Here is a 26,087-nt window from a genome sequence, read left to right on the forward strand (position 1 = left end):
AATTGAGTAAAAAAAGGAAAATCGAGCATTAAGATGATTTTTCGACAGAGAAAACGTTTTATTGTAGAGCTGTATAAATTTAGTTGTTTTCTATATTAAAAATAGTGCAAAAATAGTTAAATGTTGAGGTAAATGAGGCGGATTTGTGCGCAAAAAAGAACAGCGAGCAATTATAAAAATTGCTCGCTGTTCATACAAATTAGAAACCTAAAGAACGACGGAAATAGCTTGCATAGCGTTGGCTAACAGGAATACGTGTACCATCTTTCATAATTAATAAAAACGTTGAGTGTGAATCTGGTTGAATTTCATCGATGTAGTCAATGTTAACGATATAAGAGCGGTGACAACGAATAAATGAGTCAGGTGCTAAAAATAGCTCTAGATCACTTAAGTTTAAACGGTGATAACCTTCACGTGTCATTGTTTTAACAAATGTTTTACGGAGTTGTGTTTCTAAATAAATAACTTGATCATGTTTGATTGGGTACCAGCAATCATCAATTTTGATTGTAATGTAGTTAGTTAAGAATGCTGATGGTTTTTGCGGGAAGATAGCAGTAATAGCTCCTTTTGTTTCGCCTTCCTCCATTAAAGGAATACTCATGCCATAATAAGCGACACCGAAGACATCAGGTTCGATATAAGAGCTGATTTTTTGACCATAGCTTAATGCTTTGTGTGCGGCTGAACCTTCTTTGATAGGGTCACCAGGTTTAATTTTTAAATCAACTTTCTTGCTTGGTTGGTAATACAAATATTCATTTGTATCAGAGATAGCGATGGACGTATTTTCAGGGAAGAATTCCTTAATAATTTCCATGATCTCTTCTATTTGTTTTGGATCCACTTTAAACACCTCGTCTAAACTTTTAAAAATAGTATTATCATCTATTTTACTACATATTCATATAAATTATATAGAGAAGATTTAGGAATAAAATAGAAAAATGTCGAATGATCCATTAGAATGATGTAAGTTGTTTTGTATAATTTGTAAATAAATTTATAAAATGACTAATTTATTTTGATATGTATATGGTAAAATTTAATTGTTAGGAATAAGTTTACGAGGTTTCTACTATGCATATGTGATAAATTAGAACTAGAGTAGCAATTAAAATGTGGTTGAAAGGAAATCGCAGAATATGGTAAAATTCACTGTATAGTCTATTTTTTTTATATCTGGTGTTTTAGTAGGGTTATTTTTGATTTATTTGTTAATAAAATTTGTGAAATAGGACTCAGTTCTTATATTGAATAAGTAAATACTATTTTCTTATTTTTAATTCGTCGGGATTGGTGTCAAATATTGTCATGCAATTCGTGCACTCTGAGGAAAGATGGGGAAGATTATGCAACTACATCAACATTCTATGTCAGAAACGATATCCAAAAGATACTTCCAAGAAATCGATAATATTAATCAATATATCGGTGTCGAAGAATTTTTTAATATTGAGTCGAAATTAATTTTTGAAATTTACCATTTAGAATCTGCAAAAGCGAAAAAATCTTTGCATGAGTTAATTGATATTCTCTCAATTCGTTTTGGCAAACAGGTCATTAAAATCGTTCGAAGTTATTTTTCTGTTTTGTCATCAATTGTTGCTCGTAAATTGCTGGACAATCAAGTACCTTCGAAAAAAGCATTTGCTTTCAATATTGCTTGTAACGATATGATAGAAAATCAAATGAAAGACGCAGAGTTTTTACAATTTGCTGATGATTTAATTGATTTCTTTGTTTACTTTATTGCAGATCGCAAACAACCGACTTTCCGACATCAAACTGTTAACAAAGTGATAATGTATATAAATGACGAGCTTGAAAATGATTTAACTGTTGAAAGTATAGCAAATAACTTTCATATAAGTACTAGTCACTTATCACGTATTTTTAGAGAACATGTGGGCATTACATTGGTTGAGTATTTAAATGTTAGACGTGTAGAAGAATCACAATACTACTTACGACATACAAACAAAAGTATTACTTCTATCTCAGATCAATTCCATTTCTGTAATCAAAGTTATTTTACTCGTATTTTCAAAAAATATACTGGAGTTACGCCAAAACATTTTAGAGACGAGCTTCATCATGAATTTTATCGTTTTGAAATGGCAGAAGCTGAATTACAAAATGTGTAGATTTTGAGCATAGAAAATGAGAAGGTGCGAACATATTAGCGTTGCTAAAGCTCGCATCTTTTTTGATGAATCATCTGAGGAACCAGCTTAAGGAATAAGTAGCACTTGCTATTTGATAAAGAGAGACCCTATAAGGTATACTTCACAGTAGTTGATAAATAATAGTAGGTGGAAAAATGAAAAATTTGAAGCTATTTTCAATGCTTGGTATTGCCGTTTTTGTTCTTAGTGGCTGTCAAGCTGTGCAAAACAAAGAAGGTTTTTTCTATAGTATCTTTGTAAAACCTATGGAATTTTTATTGGAGTTTTTCGGGAATGATATCTTTTCAGGGAGCTATGGTTTAGCAATCATTGCGATTACTGTTCTAATTCGTTTAGTATTAATGCCGATTATGCTAAAAAACTATCGTCAACAGCAATTAATGAAAACGAAGATGGATGCTTTTAAACCTGAAATGGAAGCCGTTCAGAAAAAAATGAAGGAAGCTAAGACAAAAGAAGAGCAAACGCAATATCAACAAGAAATGATGGCTCTATATCAAAAGCATGGCATTAATCCACTTAATATGGGTTGTTTACCGATGTTAATTCAAATGCCGATTATTATGGGTCTGTATTTCTCGATCTTGTATTCTGCCGATGTTAAATCCCATGAGTTTTTATGGTTTAGCTTAGGTTCACCTGATATCGTAATGACTATTGTTGCAGGGATTGTTTACCTAATCCAGGCTCGTGTATCTTTATGGACGGTACCTGAGCAACAAAAAGCGCAGATGAAAATGTTTATTTATATTTCACCAATTATGATTGTCTTTATCTCCATGTCTTCTATGGCAGCACTGCCTTTGTATTGGTCTGTCAGTGGTGCATTGTTGATTATTCAAACATATATTGGGCGTAAATATTATTCGGAACATCCTGAGAAAGCAAAAAAATAAATTGATTGATGTCGAGGCGCCTTTGCTGCCTCGATTTTTTTAGGAGGACAGCAAGATGAACAAAAAATGGCTATCATCTATTCTTGTCGCAATTTTTAGTATTGCAGCACTTGTATTTATTATTATGGGGAAATTTAATTTTGCCGTACTTGCAATGACGATCATGTTTGCCCTATCAAATGGGTTTAGAGCAAAAAGCTTTAAAGAGCAAGGTTATGTAAAAGAAGCAAAATGGATGCAGTATATGGCAGTTTTTTTCGCAATTGCATCTATAGTAGTATTTGTCATCGTTCTAACAGATTAATTGAATATTTACGTAGGAAATTTACACCTGAAAATGTGAACAGTGCTAAAATAAGATTATAACTAGTAATACAATAAAATAGGTATTTTCAAGGTGAAATGCTTTAAATATCCTTTTAGATACCTGATATTTTAAAAGGGGTATAAAGAGTGAAAAACAATCGTCTTCCGCTTATCGTTGGTGCTTTCATATCTATCGCGTTAATTGTAGCAATTTTTGTAGTCTATAACTATAAAAATAATCAAGTAAATAGTGCATCTGATGAGCAGCCAAAAACAACAGAAACAAACAAAACAACTGAACAAGATTCTACTGCAACAGAGAAACTAGACAATACTGAAACTCCTGCAAAGCCAGAGCAACAACCAGACGAAAATGGGTATCTTCCAAATCAAACATTACCTACGGAACCAACCTATATCAATGGTATTCTGTTAGCTAATAAAATTTATCCGCTTCCATCTACCTTTGCACCTGAAGAAAATCCAGAAGCACGAGAAGCGTTAAATCAAATGTTAGCAGCTGCCAAGCAGCAAGGATTTGATTTAGTTGCATTTAGTGGCTATCGATCTTTTGAATATCAAACAACCCTTTATGATAACTATGTTAAGCGTGATGGACAGGCAGCGGCAGATCGATATAGTGCTCGTCCTGGCTACTCAGAACATCAAACAGGCTTAGCGTTTGATATAGGAGAGCGTGGAAAAGAAGATGTGTGGCTGACAGAAGAGTTTGGGGAAACTCCAGCAGGGCAATGGCTATTTGCACATGCCCAGGAGTACGGCTTTATTTTGCGTTTCCCTCAAAACAAAGAAGAGATAACAGGTTATATGTATGAGTCATGGCACTATCGTTATGTGGGCAAAGAGATTGCAAAAGAGATAACAAAGAAAAACATTACGTTGGAAGAATATTTAGGCGTAAAATAATAAAAGGAAGAGAAGCCATTCTGTGAACAGGCTCTCTTCCTTTTTATTTTTATAAAATGGGTGTTAATAGACGGGAAATAGATTCTTTAAATTTAATCAGTGTTGAACGGTTTTTATACATTTCCCATGTTAATTCCGTACAATCAAAAATATCCTTCTCAAACAGTTCTGCCAATTGGTGCGATATATTTGCATCATATATGAAGGCATTGACTTCAAAATTTAGACTAAAACTTCGTACATCAATATTCGCTGTTCCGACAGAGGAAGCCTCGTCATCAATAATAATAGCTTTAGCATGGATAAAGCCCTTTTCATAGATGTAGACTTTGGCTCCAGCACGTAATAATTGACCCACATAAGAATAAGTAGCCCAATATACAAACATGTGATCAGGCTTATTAGGAATCATTATGCGTACATCGATGCCTGACAAGGTGGCAATTTTAATGGCGTCTAAAAAACTAACATCTGGGATGAAATATGGTGTTTGAATATAAATATATTTTTGAGCCATATTAATAAGCTTTAAGTAACCGATTTTTATTTGCTCCCAGTCTGAGTCTGGTCCACTTGAAACAATCTGTAAACCCACATCACCTTTTTTCGGGATGGCAGGGAAGTAACGATCAGAGTACCCCATTTTTTGTTGTGCACTAGCTTGGTTCCAGTCGAGTAAAAAGCGTGTTTGCAAAGGATGTACGGCACTACCCTCAATACGTAAGTGTGTATCTCGCCAATAACCAAACTTTTTTTGTAAACCTAAATACTCGTCACCGACGTTAAAACCACCAATATAGCCAATTCGACCATCAATGACAACGATTTTTCGGTGATTTCTAAAATTTAAACGAGGGTTAAGAAGTGGCAAAATGGATGGGAAGAAAACTTCTACTTCACCACCAGCATGCAGCAACTCTTTAAAATGGCGTCTTTTAACATTACGTGATCCCATTTCATCATAGAGAAGACGCACCTTAACACCTTGCTTTGCTTTTTTTATCAATGCATTGACGATACGTGTACCTAAGTCATCAAGTCTAAAAATATAATACTGGATGTGAATGTGATCTTTAGCTGCTTCAATGTCTTTAAGGAGCTGCTCAAACTTATCGGCACCATCATCAAAAATATCCAGATGGTTGTCCTGTGTTAACACCGCATTGTTTGTTCTGAGGTGCATATAAATCATCTCTTGATAATTTTCTGCATTAGCAATACGAAACTCAAACGTTTCATCTCGAATCGCTTCCATCTGATAGGTAATCAGATTATCAATCCCAATATCCTTGCGTCCTTCCCAACGGAATAGGTGCTTTCTTCGTAATTGTCTTCCAAGTAATAAGTACAAAATAAATCCAGCTAATGGCAGGAAAAATAACACGAGGATCCATGCCCATGTAGAGGTAGCATCTTTACGTTCTAAGAAAATGATGGTCATGGCTAATAAAATATTAAAAAACAAAGTTAAAGGAACTAAATATTCTATATCTGTAAAAATGCTCATTCCTACACCTGCCTTTGTATTGTTAATAACATACTTAGTATAGCCTACTTCAAATGCGGAAAGAAGATATGAAATGGCTAGATAGCATGGAAAAGGATTATCCCTTTGATATATAGGAATAATCCGCATGGTTTAATTAGTAATTCTCTAATAGTTAGAAATTCATAAAATGCAACCTACTATATTTTACGGAAGACGTAATGATTTACGGGATGCCTTATATATAAAGATTAGGCTTATAGAAAGAATGGCTATTGCAGCCGAAATATAATAACCAAGACTTGCTTGTACGGTAAATAACCATGTAAAAAAGAGTGGACCAAGAATACGTCCTAAGTTATCCATTGAATAGGACAGTCCAGCGGCAGTTCCATATTGTCCTCCAGATTCTTTAGAGGAGAGTGATACAACACATGTTCTTGCAAGTGCATTACCTGCTGTAAAGACACAAAGGGCAAGCCCAGCGATAAAAAGATTAGCTGTCAATGTAAATAAAAGCATGCCGATAGCAGTTACAATTTGTGCACCGATTAACCATGTCGTTTCACTGCCATTTTTTATGCGTCGAACGACCCCTCCTTGAATAGCAGCATCGACAAATCCACTAAACATGAACAAGTAACCAATTTGTAATGGTGTAATGTGAATTTTTTCGATTTGAAATAGCTGAAATGTAGCCTCTACGCCAGCTAGCATAAAAGTTACTAAAAAAGAAAACATAAATAGATAGCGCACACGGAATTGTAACATTGTTGCAGCACCCTTTGGCACTATAGCACGTTTATTTGAATCTTTTCGTTTTTTAGGTTCTTTTAGGACGAAACTTGCATAAATAAATAATAGTGCAATTAATGATGCTGATGCAGTAAACGGTAACTGCAAGCTATAATGGCCTAGCATTCCCCCGATTGCTGGACCAAAAATAAACCCAAGACCAATGGACATGCCCATAAAGCCCATATACTTATTGCGATCCTCTTCACTAGATATATCGGCGATAAATCCTGTTACTGCTGTATATAATGCACCTGAAAATAAACCACCAATAATACGTGAAACATACAATATAGCTAGGTTATCTATAAATAGTGAAAAAATAACAAAACTAAGGCTAAAGCCAATTAGACCAGTAAGGATTAGTTGTTTTCGCCCTACCTTATCTGATAGCATCCCCCATAACGGTGCTGTGAAAAAACTTGCAAGTGAATAAACGGTCAATAAACCACCCACGTGGAGATCATGCCAATTTTGCTGCACAATTACCTCTGGTAAGACGGGAATAATAATGCCGAACCCTAGATAAACGAGGAATTGAACAGACATCAATAGTAAAATAGCCTTTTTCATACAGTTCCCTGCTTTCATACGATATTTCAATATGTATATTCTACCTCTCTTGTTCTTGCGATTACAACAATAGGGGAAGGGAAGCTTGAATAAAGTGGAACAATTTAGTAAAGAAAGAAATGAAGCATTTTAGATTTTTTAAATCTATGTTCTGATTTTTGAATAAAATGTAGCCATTTTGGGTAATTTAAATATGTTTGATGGAAAAGTTTGATGATGTGAAAAATTTACAATGTAACAAAATTGAAAAATTTTAAAGGGAAGTTAAATGGTATGATAAATTTGTCAGACATCATACTCGTAGAAAAATGAAACTTTTTCGTAAATAAAACGTTATATAAAATCGAGGAAAGATTGAGGTGGAATGTATGACAAAAGAAGTAGATTTGAAAAAGATTGTTTCGAATTTATCTAAGTTGGGTGTAACAGCCACTGTAACAAAGTCTCGACTAGAACTTTTAAAAGTGCTAACACCACCAACGCAAACTCCGCAAGTTCAAGCTTAACTCGTTTCCAATAGAAAAAGGGAGGTCTCAATACGCGAGACTTCCCTTTTTCTATATTTATTCATCTTCATCATGTGTGGTAAACATATATGTTCGATAATGGAATCGCATACTAAAGACTAGCCCAATCGCTAAAGCATTCCCCATAAGTGAACTTCCTCCGTAGCTAATGAACGGAAGTGGAATACCTGTGATAGGTAATAATTGAATAGTCATACCAATATTTTCGAAAACGTGGAAGGTAATCATAGCAATAATCCCAGCACATACATAGGTCGAGAAGGGATCTTTCAGTAATAGGGTTGTCTTTGTTAAATGATAAATTAATAAGAAGAAAATACAAATAACAATACTAGCGCCAATAAAGCCCCATTCCTCGCCGATAACTGTAAAAATGAAATCGGTATGGTTTTCAGCTACATATACTTCACGATTTCTAAATCCCTTACCAAAAATTTCACCTGATCCAATGGCATTTAAAGAGGTAATTAAATGATAGCCATCACTGGATGAATAGGAATAGGGGTCTAGCCAAGAATAAATACGAGCAAATTGATAGGCCTTAAAACCAAATGTTTTTTCTAGAAAGTCCTGCATATAGAGTGCCATCCACAGTAGGGTACCGCCTGCTACCATGCCACCTAAAAATGTTGGTAGAATGATTTTCCAAGAAATCCCTGCTACAATGATAAGTGCTGCCGTAATGGCAAAGAATACAAGTGCTGAGCCTAGGTCAGGCTGCTTTAAAATAATAGCTAATGGTACGATTAAGGTGATAGCGATTTTACCTAGTAGCAAAAAGTCTGTTTTAATTGATCGTAATGAATAAATTTCATGGTGCTTACTAATTAATCGAGCTAGTGCTAAAATGTAAAAAGTTTTCATAAACTCAGAAGGCTGAATATTTCCAATCGGCGTATGATACCAACTTTTAGCACCATTAACGGGTGCACCGATTTGACCTTCTCCTTCTGGCATAAAAATAAGCAGTACCAGTAAGGCAATCCCTGCTCCATACATATACCATGACATTTTTTTATATTGATCTGGCTCAAAAAACATGACTATACCAATAATTACTGCACCAATCACATACCATTGCATTTGTTTTGGTACGTAGTTAATGCCATATTGTCCTGAAGTTTGGGCAGATGCAATAGCTAACAAACTAATGACTAGAAAAGTGAAGAGTATAAATGCAAGTGTCCAGTCAAAACGATTTGCGAAATTTCGTTTATTTTCCATAAAAGCCACCTAAAATTAAAATAGTATCTCAATATGAGTAAATGTGATGCGATTCTCCCTATTTCGTTTATAATTGGTCAAAGAAGAAAGCAAATTAATAACCAGCAGTGGTGTGAAAATAGCTCATATCTATTGATAAGCTTGCAATTTGCTTTGAATATTGTCAATGGAATTTTAAGCAAATACTTGAACTCATTGAGTAATCTAAACTTTATATGCAAATGCATGTTTAACATTCCTAATTATAACGCAAAAATTACTTTTATGCCTGCGTATATAGTAGTGACGACAATTAACATAAAATGTTTCAAAAAAATCATGTTTAGTCTTATAATGTAGTGAAGAATGGGGTGATGGTTGTGGCTAAAAAATTAAAGTCAGCTGATGATTTTATGTATCATATTTATGTTCATATGAATGATGTCGATAAATTTGTTATATTTAGCGGGTTAAAATTCTCGCAATTTGTGGCTGCACTTGAACCACTACATCACTTACTGTTATTAAAACATTCCTATGAAGACGGTTCTTTTAATATGCATACACAATTTGAATATGTATTAGAAGAAGATGTTCCTCGTTTTGTGAAAAAATCTGCTGAATCTAAAGAATTATGCTGGGTAGATTTTATGGACGAGAAGAGGCTAGATCATTTAACACCGATGGAACAAGGAGAATTGCTGTACATAAGTCACAAGAAAGAACCAATTACGTCAGCATTTTTTAATAAATTACAAAATAGATTCGTCTATTATTCTTCAGACTTAGAGAAAATGACTAAAATTTATTTTCGTCATTTAAGTGATTCGGATTTATTGGTTGCCAATGTTTTTAATAGTTTAATTCGTGAAAAGGAACGCAGCACTGGATTTTGGCGTCGAAAAGTAAAAGCGAGTATTCCCGCTATATCACCAGATTTTTTACGTTCTTACCGATCCTTTGCGAAAGATGGAGCGTTACTATCTTTGTATCGGATTGAGAAACCAAAAGTAGCGTATGGAATAGAAGTTCGCAATCTGTCTGAATATTCTTTTCCTGACGAAGTTTGGGATGACTTAAATACGATTTTAAAAACAGAGCATGATGAATTAATCTATATTATTTAAACTTCATGGTGACGCAATCAAAGAACTAAGATGTTGGTAGACAATATTTATGTTGCATTATTCCTGTACAATTTAATAGCAGGAAGTATTGATGCTGGGGCATAATCGAAGAAATGTACACGCAAAATCTCACCGTTAAAAATACGGTGAGATTTTTATGTCATTTGTCAAGACGTTTCATGATAAACTAATAGTACTCAAGAAGTATGTGGAGGGCACAAAAATGAAAAAAAGAATCGGTTTATTATACGGCGGAAAGTCAGCGGAGCACGAAGTGTCGTTATCGACAGCACGTGCAGTCACAGGAGCTTTGAATTTCGAGGAGTATGAAGTATATCCGATTTTCATTACAACTGACGGGGAATGGCGCCGTGGAGAGCGTTTAGAAAAACCCGTCAGTGCAATAGAAGAACTACAATTTGGTGATAATACTACAATTTTAGAAAATAATATCACTGATTTTTTGCTTGATAAAAATGGCAATGAGGTAAAGTTTGATGTCATTTTCCCATTGTTACATGGTACGAATGGTGAGGATGGAACAGTGCAAGGTTTACTTGAGGTTCTAAATTTACCGTATGTAGGAAATGGTGTATTGGCATCCTCTGCTGGAATGGATAAAGTGGTAATGAAGCAATTATTTGAAATTGCTGGATTACCTCAAGTGCCCTATACGTATTTTATTCGTAGTGAGTGGAAGAATGAGCAACACGCAATCATTGAACGCTGTGAAAATAACCTGAATTGGCCAATGTTTGTGAAGCCTGCAAACTTAGGGTCAAGTGTTGGGATTAGCAAGGCAACAGATCGCGAGCAATTGGTAAAAGCAATTGAGGTTGCTTTACAATATGATCGTAAAATCGTTGTTGAACAGGGAATTGTCGCTCGTGAAGTTGAACTAGCGGTGTTAGGAAATGACTATCCTGAAGTATCAGTGCCAGGAGAAATTAAACCCGTTACTGATTTTTATGATTATGATTCTAAATATAAGGACGGTTCTACAGCACTTATTATTCCAGCTGAGCTTCCAGTAGAAACTGTGGCAAGCTTAAAAGAACTGGCAAAGCGTGCATTTAAGGCTATAGATGGTAGCGGCTTAGTTCGTGCGGACTTTTTTGTAACAACTGAAAATAACGTTTACATTAATGAAGTAAACACAATGCCAGGTTTTACGCCTGTAAGTATGTATCCATTATTATGGCAGCATACAGATGTGAGTTATCCAGAGCTGATTGACCGTTTAATTACCCTAGCAATTGAACGCTATGAAGAAAAACAACAGCTCCACTATAAAAAAGACTGAGTGGGATTATCGTGAAAAAAACTTTAAAACAATTAGCTGCATGGTTAAATGAGGATATGGCGGCTTTGGGTGACACTGTTGTGTCAGGAATTTCTATTGATACAAGAACAATTCAACAAGGAGACCTATTTGTTCCATTTCGTGGTGAGCATACAAATGGGCATAAGTTTGTAATGCAGGCATTTGAGAAAGGTGCCGGAGCTTCTCTTTGGCAAAAGGATGAGCCGAATCCACCAGAAGGTTACCCGTTGTTGTTTGTGGATGATCCAGAATTAGCTTTGCAAGAAATGGCTAGAGCATATCGTAATGAACATAAAGCAAAATTTATAGGCATTACAGGTTCAAATGGTAAGACATCAACAAAGGATATTTTAGCGGGAACACTAGCTCCATTCTTTAAAGTACAAAAAACGATCGGGAACTTTAATAATCAATTGGGCTTGCCTATTACTATCTTACAGCTTGATGAAGATACAGATGTGGCTGTCCTTGAGATGGGCATGAGTGGATTTGGTGAAATTGAGTTTTTAACGAAGCTTGCTCGTCCACATATGACGGTTATTACCAACATTGGTGAGGCCCATATGCAGGATTTGGGGTCACGTGCAGGTATTGCAAAAGCTAAGTTTGAAATTATTCAAGGAATGCAAGAAGATGGTCTATTATTCTATGATGGTGATGAACCTTTGCTCAAGGAATTAGTGGCAAAAGAACAGCAATTACAGTCAGTGCCGTTCGGGTTAGAATCCAATAATCTTTTATACGCTGACAATATTCATGCTAACGCTGATGGCAGCCACTTCACTACACACGGTCTGATCGAGGGTGATTTCTTTATTTCAGTGCTTGGCAAGCATCAAGTAAAAAATACACTTGTGGCCATGTTAATTTCTCATAAGCTAGGTTTAAGCAATGAACAAATACGTACATCCTTAGAGCATGTCGTATTAACTGATATGAGGATGCAACAGGTACTAGGAACGAATGGCGCTCTATTTATCAATGATGCCTATAATGCAGCTCCAACCTCTGTAAAAGCTGCCATTCAATTTATGGCTACATCAACTATTCGACCTGAAAAATGGCTTGTGTTAGGAGATATGCTAGAGCTTGGACCAAATGAGCAACGTTTCCATGAGGGTCTGGCTGAGCATATTAATGAGGATGAAATTGATTATGTCTGTTTGTTTGGCCCTCGGATGCTATATCTTTACAAAATATTAAAAGAGCGCTTTGAGGCTGAACGTTTATTGTATACAGAAGATGATTATACGGCTATTATTGAAAAGCTAAAACAAGCGAATGAATCATCTATTGTTTTACTTAAAGGTTCACGTGGTATGAAATTAGAGACAATCTTAAAGGCATTTACGTCATAGTAGCAATGAATCGGTGAGAGAAACGCTCACCGATTTATTTGTGTAGGTTTATCTTTGTTAAATGAGGTGAAGAATTTGTCAGTAGGTGTACTATGTATTCATGGATTTTCAGGTGGACCATATGAGGTGAAGCCATTCACAAGTTATTTACGTTCACATACAGATTGGATAATTGAAGAGCCAACATTGTCTGGACATGGTGAAGAATTACATATGAGTGGTTTTAAGGCGAAACACTGGTTAATGGATGCCGAATTAGCTTTCCGATCGTTGGCAAAAAAAGTTGACGAGGTAATCGTTGTTGGCTTTTCAATGGGAGGAATTATAGCGCTATATTTAGCTAAACGCTATAAAGTGAAAAAGCTTGTATTACTAAGTGCTGCTGCAAAGTATGTGAGCCCTAAACAGCTAGTCAAAGATTTTAAAATGTTAGCTACTGAAGCCTATCACCATAATTTAACTAATAACGAACTCTATCTACGATACCATCAGAAGTTTAACAATGTGCCACTTGCCTCAACAGTAGAATTTATGAAGTTGGTAAGAATGGTGGAGCCATATTATCGGCATATTCAAATTCCTGTATATATTGTGCAGGGGAAGTTGGATGGGATAGTGCCTTATCATACGGCTCAATTTCTTTTTGATGAATTAGCCTCTACAGACAAGGTTTTGTATTTTTCTGATAATGGCAAGCACCATATATGTTTTGAGGAAGATTGCTCTGAATGGTTTCCACAGGTTTTAATGTTTTTAAAAGGTAAATAAAGTAGTCAGATTATTACGACTCATGCGTTATCGTTGCATAGGATTTAAAGCCATGTTAGACTAGTGTAAGCAATGGATACATTTTGTGCGAAGACTCTTCATATTTGGTTGAAGAGTACTTTTTTTTGAACACAACGGTTTTATTCTAAAGTGAAAAATTACGACAGAATCGAACCGCTCGGTAAAGACCGGGCTTTCCTTTTCATATAAGAGAGCTCTATATGGACTATCATGTAGAGAAAATTTTTAAGTAACGGAAACGTTCCACTACACAGGCTCGAATTTGCCGACAACTTCATCTGAAAATGTAACCATTTGTCAACTTAAAAGGAAAAAAAGGAGATTGAGAAGTTTGACAAATTTTTCAGAATTAAATATTAGCGAATCTACATTACGCTCAGTAAAGCGTATGGGATTTGAAGAAGCAACACCAATCCAAGAAGGTACTATTCGTTTTGCGATTGAAGGCCGTGATGTATTAGGTCAAGCACAAACAGGTACTGGTAAAACTGCCGCTTTCGGGATTCCACTAATTGAAAAAATCGATCCAAAAAACCCTAATATTCAAGCATTAGTCATTGCTCCAACTCGTGAGTTAGCAATTCAAGTTTCAGAAGAGCTTTATAAAATTGGCTATGACAAACGCGTAAAATTATTATCAGTATACGGTGGTCAAGAAATAGGTCGTCAAATTCGTGCACTGAAAAATAGACCTCAAATCATTGTTGGTACGCCAGGTCGTATTATTGATCATATTAATCGTCGTACGTTAAAATTAGAAGATGTTCAAACATTAGTATTGGATGAAGCAGATGAAATGTTAAACATGGGCTTTATTGATGATATTAATTCAATCTTAGAAAACGTACCTTCTGAGCGCCAAACATTACTGTTCTCAGCAACAATGCCACCAGCAATCCGTAAAATTGCAGAAACATTTATGCGTGATCCAGAGATTGTAAAAATTAAAGCTAAAGAACTAACTGTTGATAACATTGATCAATATTTTGTTAAGTCTGCTGAACGTGAAAAATTCGATATTTTATCTCGTTTATTAAATGTACACCAACCAGAGCTTGCAATTATTTTTGGTCGTACAAAACGTCGTGTAGATGAGCTTGCACAGGCACTATCTATTCGTGGTTATTTAGCTGAAGGTATTCATGGTGATTTAAGCCAAGCGAAGCGTATCTCAGTATTACGTCAGTTTAAAGAAAATAAAATCGATATCCTTGTTGCGACTGATGTAGCCGCTCGTGGACTTGATATTTCTGGTGTAACACATGTTTATAACTTTGATATTCCTCAAGATCCTGAATCATATGTTCACCGTATTGGACGTACAGGTCGTGCAGGTAAATCAGGTCTTGCCGTAACATTTGTAACACCTCGTGAAATGGGTTACTTACGTATTGTAGAAGAAACTACGAAAAAACGTATGACACCTCTTCGCCCACCAACAACGGACGAAGCATTAGAAGGTCAACAACGCTTAGCTGTTGAAACACTGGAAGGTCTTATTGCTAATAACAATTTAGGTGATTACCGTACACTTGCAGCAGAATTATTAGACAATCATGATGCTGTTGATGTTGTTGCAGCTGCTCTGCGTTCATTAACGAGAGAGCCAGACGATACACCAGTAACAATCACAGAAGAACGTCCATTACCAATGCGTCGTGAACGTTCTAGCAATAACCGTGGTGGCGGTGATCGTGGCCGTGTTAACCGTAGCTTTGGCGGCGGACGTCGTGACAATGCTCGCAGTGGAGAGCGTCGCAGTAGCAGTAGCCGTCGAGAGGGTGGACGCCGTGAAGGCGGACGTCGTGAAGGTGGACAAGGTCGTTCTCGTTCTCCAAGACGTCACGAAGGATAATTTTAGACGAAATACACTTAATTTTTTACAGTAAACCTTACAGTCATGATGGCTGTAAGGTTTTTTTTCGGCTATAGTTGAAACAAAAAGGTGAGTGAATTCGTATACACCTAATGAAGAAAGAGGGGGAACGACAATGAGAGCACAACCGATTCATCAAATTTCTCGTAAAGGGCTAACAGTGTGGCGTTTATATGGAGTCATACAAACATTGGTGCTGTTAGTTGTAGCAGGACTTGTAAGCTATGGTACTTATTATTTTGAATGGCCTTCATTTATTTACTTCATAGCATGTGCAATTGTTTTACTAAGTGCGATATTATCTATTTTTATTTTCCCGAAAATAAGATGGGAAAGATGGCGCTATGAAGTTCGAGAGCATGAAATCGAAGTACAACATGGTTTATTTGTTGTGAAACGCACATTAATTCCAATGGTACGTGTGCAACATGTTGATACAACACAAGGGCCGATATTAAAAAAATACGACTTAGGTAATATCTCTATTTCTACAGCTGCAACTGTACATACGATTCCTGCACTTGTTATGGATGAAGCAGACGTACTGCGTGCGCGTATTTCTGATTTAGCAAGGGTGGCTGAAGATGATGTCTAAGGAAATTAATCGTTTACACCCAGTGTCTGCAATTATAACGAGTGTAAAAGCATTGAAAAGTATGATATTACCAATTGCCATTATTATCATAAGTAACGGCTTTAATTTTTCTTTGAATTTTCGTAGTGATCATTTTTTTGAAACCATTTTACTTTTCGGTGTATGGGGAGTAGCAGCACTTCTTGCGCTCGTGGGAGGAATCATAAAATGGCGGACATTTGTTTACTGGTTTGAAGATGGGGAGTTGCGTGTGACATATGGATTATTTGTTAAAAAGAAACGTTATATCCCTTTTGAACGTATTCAAAGTTTGAATTACAATGAAGGTGTTTTTCATCGTATTTTTGGTTTAGTGAAAGTTCAGGTGGAGACTGCTGGTAGTAAAGGGGGAAAACCTGAGGTTGAGCTGACAGCCATTCGCAAAGCAGCAGCAGATGTTATTGAATTAGAAATGCGTCATGCTAAAAACGAAGCAGTTCAACAACAGGATCAAATGCAGGTTGTAGAGGAAGCTATACCAACTCCGATGATTTACCATATGTCCATGCGAGATTTACTAGTATTAGCAACAACATCTGGTGGAATTGGTGTTGTGTTATCAGGTCTTGCAGCCGTTGCTTCACAATTTTCCGACATTATTCCTTATGAAACTGTATTTCATGAGTTAGCTGATTTCGTGAAAATCGGCGCATTTTTAGTGGCATTGACGGTGATGGTTGTTTTAATTGTTGCTTGGATTGTATCAGTGGTCATCACACTGATAAATTATTATGATTACACTGTCCGCATTGAGGAAGAAAAGTTGATTATCACAAAGGGACTGTTAGAAAAAAAGCGTATTACTTTGCCGTTGAATCGAATTCAGGCAATTCGTATTGTGGAAAATCCACTACGTCAGTTAACAGGCTATGCTACAGTGGTTGTTGAAAGTGCTGGTGGTAATGGTGAAAATGGAAATGATAAAAAAATTACGCTATTTCCACTTATTAAGAAGCCGGATTGTATGCAAACATTAGAACAGCTTTTCCCAGAAATGAATTGGCAGCCTACATTTACTCGCTCACCAAAAAGGGCAAGACCATTTTTTTATCGCATTGATTTTTTCTGGCTAGTTCCGATTATCGGTGCATCTATCTATTTCTTTTATCCATACGGGCTATTGTCGTTGCTGTTAATTCCATTAACAATGTTACTTGGTATTTGGCAACATAAAACAGCAGGCTATCAAATAGATGGCAAGCAACTGGCTATGCAGTATCGTGTGTTTAGTCGAATTACGTTAATCATGGAGAAGAAGCGAATTCAATCTATTGAAAGTACACAATCATACTTTCAAAAAAGAAAGAATGTTATGTCTGTAAAAGCAACCGTCATGTCAGGAGCAACTGGTACAACGGGGAGTGTTTCCAGCTTAGAGCAACAAGATGCCGAGACGATCTTAACATGGTACGAACATTAATGAACTAAAAAGCTAATCCTTTCAATTTTATGGAAGGATTAGCTTTTTTAACTATAAATAAATAGAGATGCTGTTTATAATAAAATAAATAGAACAAAAGGGGTGGAGACATTGTTTAAATATGACATTAATGAAAGCGCTTATTTAAAGCTTTTGGATTTAAGTGATGTAGAAGAGTTATTCGCTTTAACTGACCGTTCAAGGGATACATTACGTGAATGGTTGCCCTTTGTAGATGATGTCAAAACAGTAAAGGATACTGAGCAATTCGTAAAAAATGCTATGCAACAATATGCTGATCACAATGGCATACAAGCAGGGATTTACTATGATGGAAAGCTTGCCGGTGTTATCGGCTATCACCAAATCAACTGGCAACATAAATGGACAAGTATTGGCTACTGGCTAGGGAATGAATTTGTAGGAAAGGGGCTCGTTACGAATTCCATGAAAGCATTGATTGATTTTGCCTTTAATTATTTAAAGTTAAATCGTATAGAAGTGCGTGTTGCAGTTGGTAATATTCGTAGTCGTACAATCCCAAAGGTATTGGGCTTTCATGAAGAAGGGCGTTTAAGGGATGCTGAGTGGCTATATGATCACTACGTAGATCAGGTTGTTTATGGTTTAACAGCAACTGAATGGAAAAAAATAAAGATGTCAAATGAAGCTACAGTGGTTTTATAATGGAGGTCATTGTAAGGAAAGAGGAGCTGCTCTATAGGTGAGCAGCTCCTCTTTTTAATGTTATGGTCTACCAGCCATCTTTTGTTTGCGCCAGCTTAAAATTCTTTTTGGATGTAAATAGACAAGTCCAAGGATAAATCCGGTTACTAGACCGCCTAAATGAGCAAAGACATTCACATTTGGTTGGAGAAAGGTCATAATGACACTGATGACGATGATTGGTAAAATGAGCTTACGAAGCATGGGCATTGTACGTCGAGTATAGTAAACTAATGCCCCAAATGCACCAAAAATTCCAAAAATAGCCCCACTTGCACCAAGGCTCGCATAACTACTATCATAGAATATATAGGTTGCCATGTTGCCTACAATACCTGATACTAAATAAATTGTAATGAAACGTGCTTTCCCTGCGATTTTTTCTAGCTCTGGTCCAAAGAGATATAAGGAAAACATATTAAAAAACACATGCATAAAACCTGCATGTAAAAACATGGCAGAGAAAACACGCCACCATTCACCACTTTGAATCAGGAAATTTGCTTGGATTCCGTAATTCCACAAGAGTGTTCCTATGCTGGGTATGAGAGACAATACATAAAGAGTAAGATTTATTGCTATTAAAGTTGAAACAACAGGGTAATACTTTGTATATTGCTTAAAATTTTCCGTTCTACTAAACATGGCTCCACCTCAATTTACAATTATTATACATGCCTTGTTGGAAATAGGTAAAGGAGAAGGTTCACATGATTAAGGGAATTGGCCTCGATATTGTAGAGATTGATCGTATTGCAAAGGCTATGAAACGAACAGATAAATTGAAAGACCGCATTTTAACGATAAATGAAAAAAAAATATTTGATGGTTATTCGGAAACTCGCAAAATAGAATTTTTAGCTGGGCGATTTGCTGCAAAAGAAGCATTTTCGAAGGCTCTGGGAACAGGGCTTGGGGAACAATGTAAGCTTCATGATTTGGAAGTGTTAAAAGGAGCAGCTGGCAATCCTGTTTTATATTTTAAGGATGAACTTGTCAATGGTTTTGTTAGTATTACGCATTCTAAGCAATACGCAGCTGCTCAAGTAATCTTATTAGAATAGTACTTAACTTGTCTAAAAGGATTGCATGTAAATTTAAATATATTGCCCTTTCTTCAAATGACATAACTGACAAATACGGTTCATATATTGTCGTAGTGGATTTGAAAGAAGAAAGGGTGAAAGCGTGGGCAACCGTATAGTTAAATGGCTCGTCTTACTTTGTACGATATTACTTCTGTCGGCATGTGGTGCAGCCTCACAGGAAAAAGTGTTGAAGAAAGTGAATGGTAAATGGGCAGAGACGAATGGTTATGAATTAAATGCATCGATGGAAATTAAATCGGGTGGGGAACCTAGAAATTATGATGTAACAGTATGGCACACAAAACCTGATTTCTATCGAGTAGAAGTAGTTGAAAGTGGGAAAGATGTTTCTCAAATGATTGTACGTAATGCTGATGGTGTTTTTGTCGTAACACCGACATTAAACAAAATGTATAAATTCCAAAGTGATTGGCCAAAGAAAAATAGTCAGGCATACTTAATTGGAGCGCTAGCAGAAGATTTAGCAGAAGATAAAAATCTTGTCATGAAAGAAGAAGAAAAAGCATATATATTTGAAGCGGCTACTAGAAATAGCTATAAGAACAGTATGCCACATCAGGTTATAACAGTAGATAAGAAAACTTTATTGCCAACCTCAGTAGTGATTATGAATGATGTGAAAGAAGAGCAAATCAAAATCACATTTAAGAAAATTAAGCTAGGTGTACAACATGCTGCAAAAGAGTATGCAGTTGAGCAATTCACTGATAAAGATAACACGAAAGGTGAACAAGCTACACCTGCCGAAAAAGAAGGGCAAGAAGATAATGAGGATAAGGAAGCTGTTGGAGCAGAAGTTGAATATCAAGAATTCCAAACACATTATCCTGTTGTAAATTGGGCACAATTAGCGAATGAAAAGGTTGTGCAGGAAAGTGGAATGGAACGAGTAATCTTAACATACGATGGTGAGAAGGCATTTACTGTTATGCAGCAACCAGTAATGAAGGAAAATTCAATGTTACCTGTATCGTCACCTGGTGATCCAGTTGATTTAGGCTATACAATTGGTGCTATTACAGATACATCAATTAGTTGGGAAAAAGATGGCGTTGAATTCTTTGTAGCATCAAGTAAATTAACGCGAGAAGAAATGATTGAAGTTGCTACATCTATGACGATAAGTAGTATGAAGTAACTTTTCTGGCTACAGCCTTCTGGAATACGGAGGCTGTAGCTTATTGATAATTAAAATGAACCTATAAAGTATAGGCTCATCCGAAAACTAAAACTTTGTGTGTACAAGCTAAATCGACATACTTTGCAATATGTATGTCCTACATAATGTTTTAATTAAAAATAAAGAGGGTATTCTTATGAAGACACAGCAGTTTTTTCGTCCAACAAAAGCAATAATAGACTTACAAGCAATTCAACAAAATGTAAAAAACTTAAAAGAATTTTTACGACCTAATGTTCAAATTATCGCTGTAGTAAAAGCAAATGCGTATGGTCATGGAGATGTAGCCGTTGCACGGGCAGCTCTTAAAGCTGGTGCCACAGTACTTGCAGTGGCAACGCCCGATGAGGCATTACATATTCGAGCACATTTTGAAGAACCAGACATATTAATATTAGGTGCATCTCCAGTTTCGTTTGCTCCTTATGCAGCGCAGCAACGTATTATACTTACGGCATTTGCCGATGATTGGATTCAGCAAGCTGCTTCTCTTTTAGTAGATGAAGCGCTTCCTTTACGACTTCATATAAAAATAGATAGCGGAATGGGTAGAATAGGTATTCGCTCAGAGCAGGAATTATTAGAGCTCTATCAAACAATACAGTCTACAGATCACATGGAGCTGGATGGAATATTTACACACTTTGCGACAGCTGATGAAGAGGATACGCTACATTTTGATCAACAGGTACAATTTTTTGAGAAATGTTTAGCTGTAATACCTAATAAGCCGCGACTTGTTCATGCATCTAATACAGCCGCCTCATTAGTAAAAGATCCGCATTTACAATATGATGCTGTTAGATTTGGTATTTCGATGTATGGATTATCACCCTCTTCATATGTGAAAAGTATATTACCTTTTCCCTTGTTACCAGCGTTCTCGCTTGAAAGTGAACTTGTTCATGTAAAGCAAATAAAATCAGGTGATCCAGTTGGCTATGGAGCTACATATGTTGCTCCGACAGATATGTGGATAGGAACAATTCCAATTGGCTATGCAGATGGCGTGATTCGCAAGTTAGGTGGACAAGAGGTTTTAATTGATGGACAAAGAATGCCGATTGTTGGACGAATTTGTATGGACCAATGTATGGTTGCCCTACCAAAAGCATATGATATAGGTGAGAAGGTAACACTCATTGGTCGACAAGGAAATACTGGAGTATCGATCGATGAATGGGCAACAAAGCTCGAAACAATTAATTATGAAATACCATGCATTATAACAACAAGAGTTCCTAGAACATATCTTTAGTTGTCTTTCATTAGAATAAGTCAAATCTCAATGTAATGTCATGAGCAATGTTCCAAGTTGAATTTGGTAAATAAATTAGCACTGGAGAACTTATTTCTTTTCCAAAACATAGTAATGGCTCATATTTGAAAACACATTGCAATAATAATTATTCAGCATATACCTTCGACAACCAACATATTTTTACAATTTGTACTTCAAATTGTCAGATATTTTGTCATTTCATGTCTTTTCAACAATATCTTTCAATGATAGAATGGGAAGTAATGAAAAGTGTATGGTTCCGTTGGAGGTGCTTGCTGTGTACGAGAAAAAGTTAAGAGAAGCTACAATTGCTGTTCAAGACAGACTATTTCTACAAACAAAGGAAGTAATTGAAGGTGAATCTTTTGTGCGTATTTTGGCGCGCAAAAATTTAATGCAGGAGCAACCAAATCAAATACGGGAAGCTATGATTAAAGGATATGTTGAAATGTCTCATATTAATTTAATGATTGCGAGCGAATGCTTGCATGCAGAGTATGAAGCACAACATATGGTGGAGCGTCTCGTTAGCGGGGGATGACACTTTGAATGTAAAACGTGGTGACGTTTTTTTTGCAGACTTATCACCGGTAATAGGTTCTGAACAAGGAGGCACTAGGCCGGTGCTGATTATTCAAAATGATATTGGCAATCGATTTAGTCCGACTGTCATCATCGCAGCTATCACTGCACAGATTCAAAAGGCAAAGTTACCGACACACGTTGAAATCAATGCTGAAAAGTATGGTTTTGAACGTGATTCGGTTATTTTGCTAGAACAAGTGCGGACAATTGATAAGTCAAGATTGACGGATCGTATTACGCAACTGGATCATGCTGTGATGGAAAAAGTTGATGGTGCGTTGATGATTAGTTTAGGTCTAGTTAAATTTTGATATACATATGTGTATAGAAGCATCGAGATTATGATATCTCGATGCTTTTTTGTCTTATATCCTTGAAATGTCTTTACCATAATTTGAATTACGATAGATCTTGCTCAGCAAGCGATTTTGCTACGAAAGATGAAGTACCTGAAATAATTAAGCCAAGGTGTAATTGATAAATGTTACAAAAAGCTTTAAGATATACACAAGATTTTTAATAAAAATAGATTTTTGAAAAAATTCTTAAAAGGTATATGAAAATTTACATAGAATATTCCATTTATAGAGGCAATTCATTCATTTTAAATGATGGCAAGCAGTTTGAATAAAAGTGTAAGAGTATAACTCCAAAGGAAATGGAGGGACAGCAGTGACATATAGGTCTTCGGTTGAAATTATTACAGAGTGGGATATTGTTGCAGCTAGACAACTGGGGCGCAATGAAGCAAAAGCACTTGGATTTGGCACTGTTGATCAAGCCCGCATCACCACGGCAATTAGTGAATTAGCACGAAATATTTATTTATATGCAAGTATAGGTATCATAGCAATTGAAAGGGTTGAAGCAGATACTGAAAAGAAAATAGTTGTTGTTGCAACAGATCAAGGGCCTGGTATTAAAGATGTTCGTAAAGTAATGGAGGATGGTTATTCCACCTCGGGGGGGCTAGGTGCTGGTTTGCCAGGTGTTAAACGATTGATGGATAGTTTAGATATTCAATCTGTCGTTGGAGAGGGAACAACGATAAGAGCGGAAAAATGGTTGCGTTAGGACGTGAAGAAAACTGAAACAATTAGAAGCTCAGTATAAAAAAATATTAGCAGATTATATGGTCAACCAAACAGAAAGAAATTTATATATCGCTCAGAACTTCACACGTCAGTTAATTCAAAAAAATATTTCTCCCGAGGATGTTATTAGCATTCATAAAAATGCTGTAGAACAAATATTTCCGAATCAAATGAACGAATCACAGCCTGCTTATGATTTTTTGATTGAAGTAATGGTGCATTATGGAATGGCACATAGAGAGCATCAAAGTTTACTTCAAAAGCAAGCTGAATATGAAATGGAAATGAAAATAGCGACAAACATCCAAAAAACATTGTTGAAAACTTATGTGCCGAATATGCAAAATATTGATATAGGTATGATTTCAGTACCTATTCGAAAAATGAACGGCGATTATGTACATTTTTTTCATGATGGAGAAGAATATTTGAGTGTGGCTGTGACAGATGTTGTCGGTAAAGGAGTTCCTGCTGCTTTATGTATGTCGATGGTGAAATATGGACTTGAAACATTAGTATATGCATATAAAGATCCCTCATATGTTTTAGAAGTTATTAATAGGGTAATAGAAAAAGGTGTGGATGACAGTATGTTTGTTTCGATGTTTTATGGCTGCTTAGATGTAGAGCAAAACATTTTTTCTTATGCTTCGGCAGGCCATGAACCAGCTTTACATTATAGTGCAAAGAACGATCAGTTCTTTACCTTAGAGGCTAAAGGTTTACTATTGGGTGTATTGTCTGAAACAAACTATACGTTTCATGAAATTGTGTTAGAAGAGAATGATTTGATTATTATGATGACCGACGGTGTGACAGAATTTAGAGTGAAAGAAGAATTAAATTCGCGAGAGGTAATCACAACTTTAATAAAAGAAAATAGACATTTATCTGCCCAGCAATTGTGTCAGCTCCTTTATAAGGAAATAGAGAGAGTGCAAAATTTTAAACTATTTGATGATTTTACTGTAGTTATTTTAAAAAAATAGGTTTAAGTTTAAATTGAACAGGGTAGAGAAAATAGTCTAACAAATATGGTGGAGGTGTGCTATATGGACGTAACGATACATTTTAAAGAAATTGATCATAAATTATTTGGCTTTGTTGAGGGTGAGATTGATACGTTTACTGCTTCAGGATTACGAGACGAATTAGAAGCTGTAAAGATTACAGAGGGTTTAGAAATTGAGCTTGATCTATCAAAGGTAAATTACATGGATAGTACAGGACTTGGGATTTTTGTTGCCTTTTATAAAAGAGCATTACGTGAAAATGGTAAAGTAAAGCTCGTTGGTTTATCGAATAGGTTACAAAGATTATTTGAAATTACTGGTCTTAGTGATTTGATGGATATCGAAACTGATAAAAAGGTGGAATTAAGATAATGAAGGAATTTGACTATATTGAAATTAGAGTTCCTGCTAAACCGCAATTTGTCAGTGTCATTCGATTAACTGTCTCGGGCTTAGCGAGTAGGATTGGCTTTAATTATGATGATATTGAAGATTTAAAAATTGCAGCAAGTGAGGCTGTGACAAATGTTGTTCACCATGCTTATAAAGACGAAGAAGAGGGTGAAATTGTCATCGGGTGTGCGCTGTACGACAATAAAATGGAAATGATGATTGCGGATTACGGCAATAGTTTTAATTTTGAAGAGATTAAGTCTAAGATTGGGCCGTATCATCCTGAAGAAAGTATTGCAGGGCTAAGAGAAGGTGGTTTGGGACTTTATTTAATGGAAACTTTGATGGATGAGGTGATGATCAATAACGATGGTGGCGTAACTGTCTTCATGACAAAGTATGTCACTAGGGAGCAGGTGGAGAAAAATGTCGAAAGAATCACTACATAAATCTTCATCTAAAGAAGATGTACTTAAGTGGATTGAATTGTACCAGTCAACGGAGGATGATGAAGCACAAACCAATTTAGTGATTCATTATCGATATCTAGTTGAATCTATAGCTCGTAAATATTCGAATGGTAAATCATATTATGATGATATTGTTCAAGTAGGGATGCTGGGATTGTTAGGTGCAATAAGACGTTTTGATCCGAATGTTGGTCGTAGTTTTGAAGCTTTTGCCGTGCCAACAATTGTTGGGGAAATCAAACGTTTTTTACGTGATAAAACATGGGATGTGCATGTGCCTAGACGTATAAAGGAACTTGGGCCGAGGATTAAATCAACTGTGGAGGCGCTGACAATTGAATTACAGCGTTCTCCATCCATTAAAGATATTGCTGAACGATTAGAAGTAGCAGAGGAAGAGGTACTAGAAGCTATGGAAATGAGCCGTAGTTATCAAGCTCTTTCTATGGACCATTCGATAGAGTCAGACTCAGACGGTAGTACAGTCACGTTATTCGATATTTTGGGCAGGGAAGACGATGGCTATGAAATGACCAATAAACGAATGATTGTTTCAGAGGCGCTGGTTGTGTTGAATGAGAGGGAAAAACAAATTATTCAGCTTACATATCTAGAGCAACTTAGTCAAAAAGAAGCTGGAGAACGATTAGGGATTTCTCAAATGCATGTATCGAGGATACAAAGGAAAGCAATAAAGAAATTACAAGAGGCTATTCTAGCAAGTGGCGGTGTTTCGCTCTAATCTTTCGTGGGTGTTTAATGAAAAATACCTTTAAAATGAATGGAAATAGTCTACTCATAT

Annotated in this window: 28 protein-coding genes; 23 read left to right on the plus strand and 5 right to left on the minus strand. The window is 36.1% G+C overall.

Going from position 1 to position 26,087, the window contains the following annotated elements; genetic code table 11:
• Positions 1-199: 199 nt before the first annotated feature.
• Positions 200-850, minus strand: coding sequence for a LytTR family DNA-binding domain-containing protein (locus AAJG31_RS15845; RefSeq protein ID WP_004232004.1), 651 nt, complete (start codon positions 848-850; stop codon positions 200-202).
• A gap of 505 nt (positions 851-1,355) precedes the next feature.
• On the opposite strand from AAJG31_RS15845, the gene AAJG31_RS15850 reads away from it, so the two are divergent.
• The 4 genes from AAJG31_RS15850 (at position 1,356) to AAJG31_RS15865 (ending at position 4,321) form a co-directional block, all read left to right on the plus strand.
• The gene (locus AAJG31_RS15850; protein ID WP_048394255.1) at positions 1,356-2,150 is read left to right on the plus strand and encodes a helix-turn-helix transcriptional regulator; all 795 of its coding nucleotides are present in this window, start codon (positions 1,356-1,358) and stop codon (positions 2,148-2,150) included.
• 176 nt (positions 2,151-2,326) lie between these two features.
• The gene (gene yidC, locus AAJG31_RS15855) at positions 2,327-3,088 is read left to right on the plus strand and encodes a membrane protein insertase YidC (protein ID WP_004232011.1); all 762 of its coding nucleotides are present in this window, start codon (positions 2,327-2,329) and stop codon (positions 3,086-3,088) included.
• 55 nt (positions 3,089-3,143) lie between these two features.
• Positions 3,144-3,392 (plus strand): hypothetical protein, encoded by a 249-nt coding sequence (locus AAJG31_RS15860; RefSeq protein WP_048394257.1) that lies wholly within the window; start codon positions 3,144-3,146, stop codon positions 3,390-3,392.
• A gap of 149 nt (positions 3,393-3,541) precedes the next feature.
• The gene (locus tag AAJG31_RS15865) at positions 3,542-4,321 is read left to right on the plus strand and encodes a M15 family metallopeptidase (protein WP_054549595.1); all 780 of its coding nucleotides are present in this window, start codon (positions 3,542-3,544) and stop codon (positions 4,319-4,321) included.
• A gap of 49 nt (positions 4,322-4,370) precedes the next feature.
• On the opposite strand, the gene cls is transcribed toward AAJG31_RS15865, so the two are convergent.
• Positions 4,371-5,828 (minus strand): cardiolipin synthase, encoded by a 1,458-nt coding sequence (gene cls, locus AAJG31_RS15870; RefSeq protein WP_048394260.1) that lies wholly within the window; start codon positions 5,826-5,828, stop codon positions 4,371-4,373.
• Between the two features lie 186 nt (positions 5,829-6,014).
• Positions 6,015-7,175 (minus strand): MFS transporter, encoded by a 1,161-nt coding sequence (locus AAJG31_RS15875; protein ID WP_048394263.1) that lies wholly within the window; start codon positions 7,173-7,175, stop codon positions 6,015-6,017.
• Between the two features lie 368 nt (positions 7,176-7,543).
• Here AAJG31_RS15875 and AAJG31_RS15880 point away from each other — a divergent pair, with 368 nt between their 5' ends.
• The gene (locus AAJG31_RS15880) at positions 7,544-7,681 is read left to right on the plus strand and encodes an Lmo0850 family protein (protein WP_004232019.1); all 138 of its coding nucleotides are present in this window, start codon (positions 7,544-7,546) and stop codon (positions 7,679-7,681) included.
• Between the two features lie 57 nt (positions 7,682-7,738).
• Here the strand turns inward: AAJG31_RS15880 and AAJG31_RS15885 are convergent, their stop codons facing one another.
• Positions 7,739-8,926 carry an FtsW/RodA/SpoVE family cell cycle protein gene (locus AAJG31_RS15885; RefSeq protein WP_036079404.1) on the minus strand — a complete coding sequence of 396 codons (1,188 nt, stop codon included), beginning with the start codon at positions 8,924-8,926 and terminating at the stop codon, positions 7,739-7,741.
• A 353-nt stretch (positions 8,927-9,279) separates the two neighbouring features.
• On the opposite strand from AAJG31_RS15885, the gene AAJG31_RS15890 reads away from it, so the two are divergent.
• The 8 genes from AAJG31_RS15890 (at position 9,280) to AAJG31_RS15925 (ending at position 18,120) form a co-directional block, all read left to right on the plus strand.
• Positions 9,280-10,032 (plus strand): hypothetical protein, encoded by a 753-nt coding sequence (locus AAJG31_RS15890; RefSeq protein ID WP_048394266.1) that lies wholly within the window; start codon positions 9,280-9,282, stop codon positions 10,030-10,032.
• A 223-nt stretch (positions 10,033-10,255) separates the two neighbouring features.
• Entirely contained in the window at positions 10,256-11,335 is a 1,080-nt protein-coding gene (locus tag AAJG31_RS15895; RefSeq protein WP_048394267.1) for a D-alanine--D-alanine ligase, read from the plus strand.
• A gap of 11 nt (positions 11,336-11,346) precedes the next feature.
• Complete coding sequence (murF, locus tag AAJG31_RS15900) at positions 11,347-12,714, plus strand: UDP-N-acetylmuramoyl-tripeptide--D-alanyl-D-alanine ligase (protein WP_279493224.1); 1,368 nt, start codon at positions 11,347-11,349, stop codon at positions 12,712-12,714.
• Between the two features lie 75 nt (positions 12,715-12,789).
• A complete protein-coding gene (locus AAJG31_RS15905) occupies positions 12,790-13,482 on the plus strand; it encodes an alpha/beta fold hydrolase (RefSeq protein ID WP_054549593.1) in 693 nt (230 codons plus the stop codon).
• A gap of 352 nt (positions 13,483-13,834) precedes the next feature.
• A complete protein-coding gene (locus AAJG31_RS15910; RefSeq protein WP_066038029.1) occupies positions 13,835-15,358 on the plus strand; it encodes a DEAD/DEAH box helicase in 1,524 nt (507 codons plus the stop codon).
• Positions 15,359-15,494: 136 nt separating this feature from the next.
• Positions 15,495-15,974, plus strand: a complete 480-nt coding sequence (locus AAJG31_RS15915) for a PH domain-containing protein (RefSeq protein ID WP_004232029.1) — start codon at positions 15,495-15,497, stop codon at positions 15,972-15,974.
• Positions 15,967-17,433, plus strand: a complete 1,467-nt coding sequence (locus AAJG31_RS15920; protein ID WP_048394275.1) for a PH domain-containing protein — start codon at positions 15,967-15,969, stop codon at positions 17,431-17,433. The genes AAJG31_RS15915 and AAJG31_RS15920 overlap by 8 nt, the downstream gene beginning before the upstream one ends.
• A gap of 111 nt (positions 17,434-17,544) precedes the next feature.
• Entirely contained in the window at positions 17,545-18,120 is a 576-nt protein-coding gene (locus tag AAJG31_RS15925; RefSeq protein WP_054549589.1) for a GNAT family protein, read from the plus strand.
• A gap of 60 nt (positions 18,121-18,180) precedes the next feature.
• Here the strand turns inward: AAJG31_RS15925 and AAJG31_RS15930 are convergent, their stop codons facing one another.
• Entirely contained in the window at positions 18,181-18,804 is a 624-nt protein-coding gene (locus AAJG31_RS15930) for a rhomboid family intramembrane serine protease (RefSeq protein ID WP_048394279.1), read from the minus strand.
• Positions 18,805-18,869: 65 nt separating this feature from the next.
• On the opposite strand from AAJG31_RS15930, the gene acpS reads away from it, so the two are divergent.
• From acpS to sigB, 10 genes are all read left to right on the plus strand, one after another.
• Positions 18,870-19,223, plus strand: a complete 354-nt coding sequence (gene acpS, locus AAJG31_RS15935) for a holo-ACP synthase (RefSeq protein WP_066038030.1) — start codon at positions 18,870-18,872, stop codon at positions 19,221-19,223.
• A gap of 124 nt (positions 19,224-19,347) precedes the next feature.
• Positions 19,348-20,406: an outer membrane lipoprotein carrier protein LolA gene (locus tag AAJG31_RS15940; protein ID WP_048394283.1), complete on the plus strand. Its 1,059-nt coding sequence runs from the start codon at positions 19,348-19,350 to the stop codon at positions 20,404-20,406.
• A 178-nt stretch (positions 20,407-20,584) separates the two neighbouring features.
• Entirely contained in the window at positions 20,585-21,706 is a 1,122-nt protein-coding gene (alr, locus tag AAJG31_RS15945; protein WP_066038031.1) for an alanine racemase, read from the plus strand.
• Between the two features lie 301 nt (positions 21,707-22,007).
• Positions 22,008-22,271, plus strand: a complete 264-nt coding sequence (locus AAJG31_RS15950) for a hypothetical protein (RefSeq protein WP_004232053.1) — start codon at positions 22,008-22,010, stop codon at positions 22,269-22,271.
• Between the two features lie 4 nt (positions 22,272-22,275).
• Positions 22,276-22,626, plus strand: a complete 351-nt coding sequence (locus AAJG31_RS15955) for a type II toxin-antitoxin system PemK/MazF family toxin (protein ID WP_004232054.1) — start codon at positions 22,276-22,278, stop codon at positions 22,624-22,626.
• 361 nt (positions 22,627-22,987) lie between these two features.
• Positions 22,988-23,389 (plus strand): anti-sigma regulatory factor, encoded by a 402-nt coding sequence (locus AAJG31_RS15960; RefSeq protein ID WP_048394287.1) that lies wholly within the window; start codon positions 22,988-22,990, stop codon positions 23,387-23,389.
• Positions 23,390-23,447: 58 nt separating this feature from the next.
• A complete protein-coding gene (locus AAJG31_RS15965; protein WP_048394289.1) occupies positions 23,448-24,398 on the plus strand; it encodes a PP2C family protein-serine/threonine phosphatase in 951 nt (316 codons plus the stop codon).
• Between the two features lie 63 nt (positions 24,399-24,461).
• Positions 24,462-24,794 (plus strand): STAS domain-containing protein, encoded by a 333-nt coding sequence (locus AAJG31_RS15970; RefSeq protein WP_016993414.1) that lies wholly within the window; start codon positions 24,462-24,464, stop codon positions 24,792-24,794.
• On the plus strand, positions 24,794-25,264 hold the full coding sequence (gene rsbW / locus AAJG31_RS15975) for an anti-sigma B factor RsbW (protein WP_016993413.1): 471 nt from the start codon (positions 24,794-24,796) through the stop codon (positions 25,262-25,264). The genes AAJG31_RS15970 and rsbW overlap by 1 nt, the downstream gene beginning before the upstream one ends.
• Positions 25,242-26,027, plus strand: a complete 786-nt coding sequence (sigB, locus tag AAJG31_RS15980; protein WP_066038032.1) for an RNA polymerase sigma factor SigB — start codon at positions 25,242-25,244, stop codon at positions 26,025-26,027. Before rsbW ends, sigB begins: the two co-directional genes overlap by 23 nt.
• Positions 26,028-26,087: the final 60 nt, after the last annotated feature.

The organism is Lysinibacillus sp. BS3 (genome assembly GCF_039614735.1).
In the GTDB taxonomy this organism is placed as follows: Bacteria; Bacillota; Bacilli; order Bacillales_A; family Planococcaceae; genus Lysinibacillus; species Lysinibacillus capsici.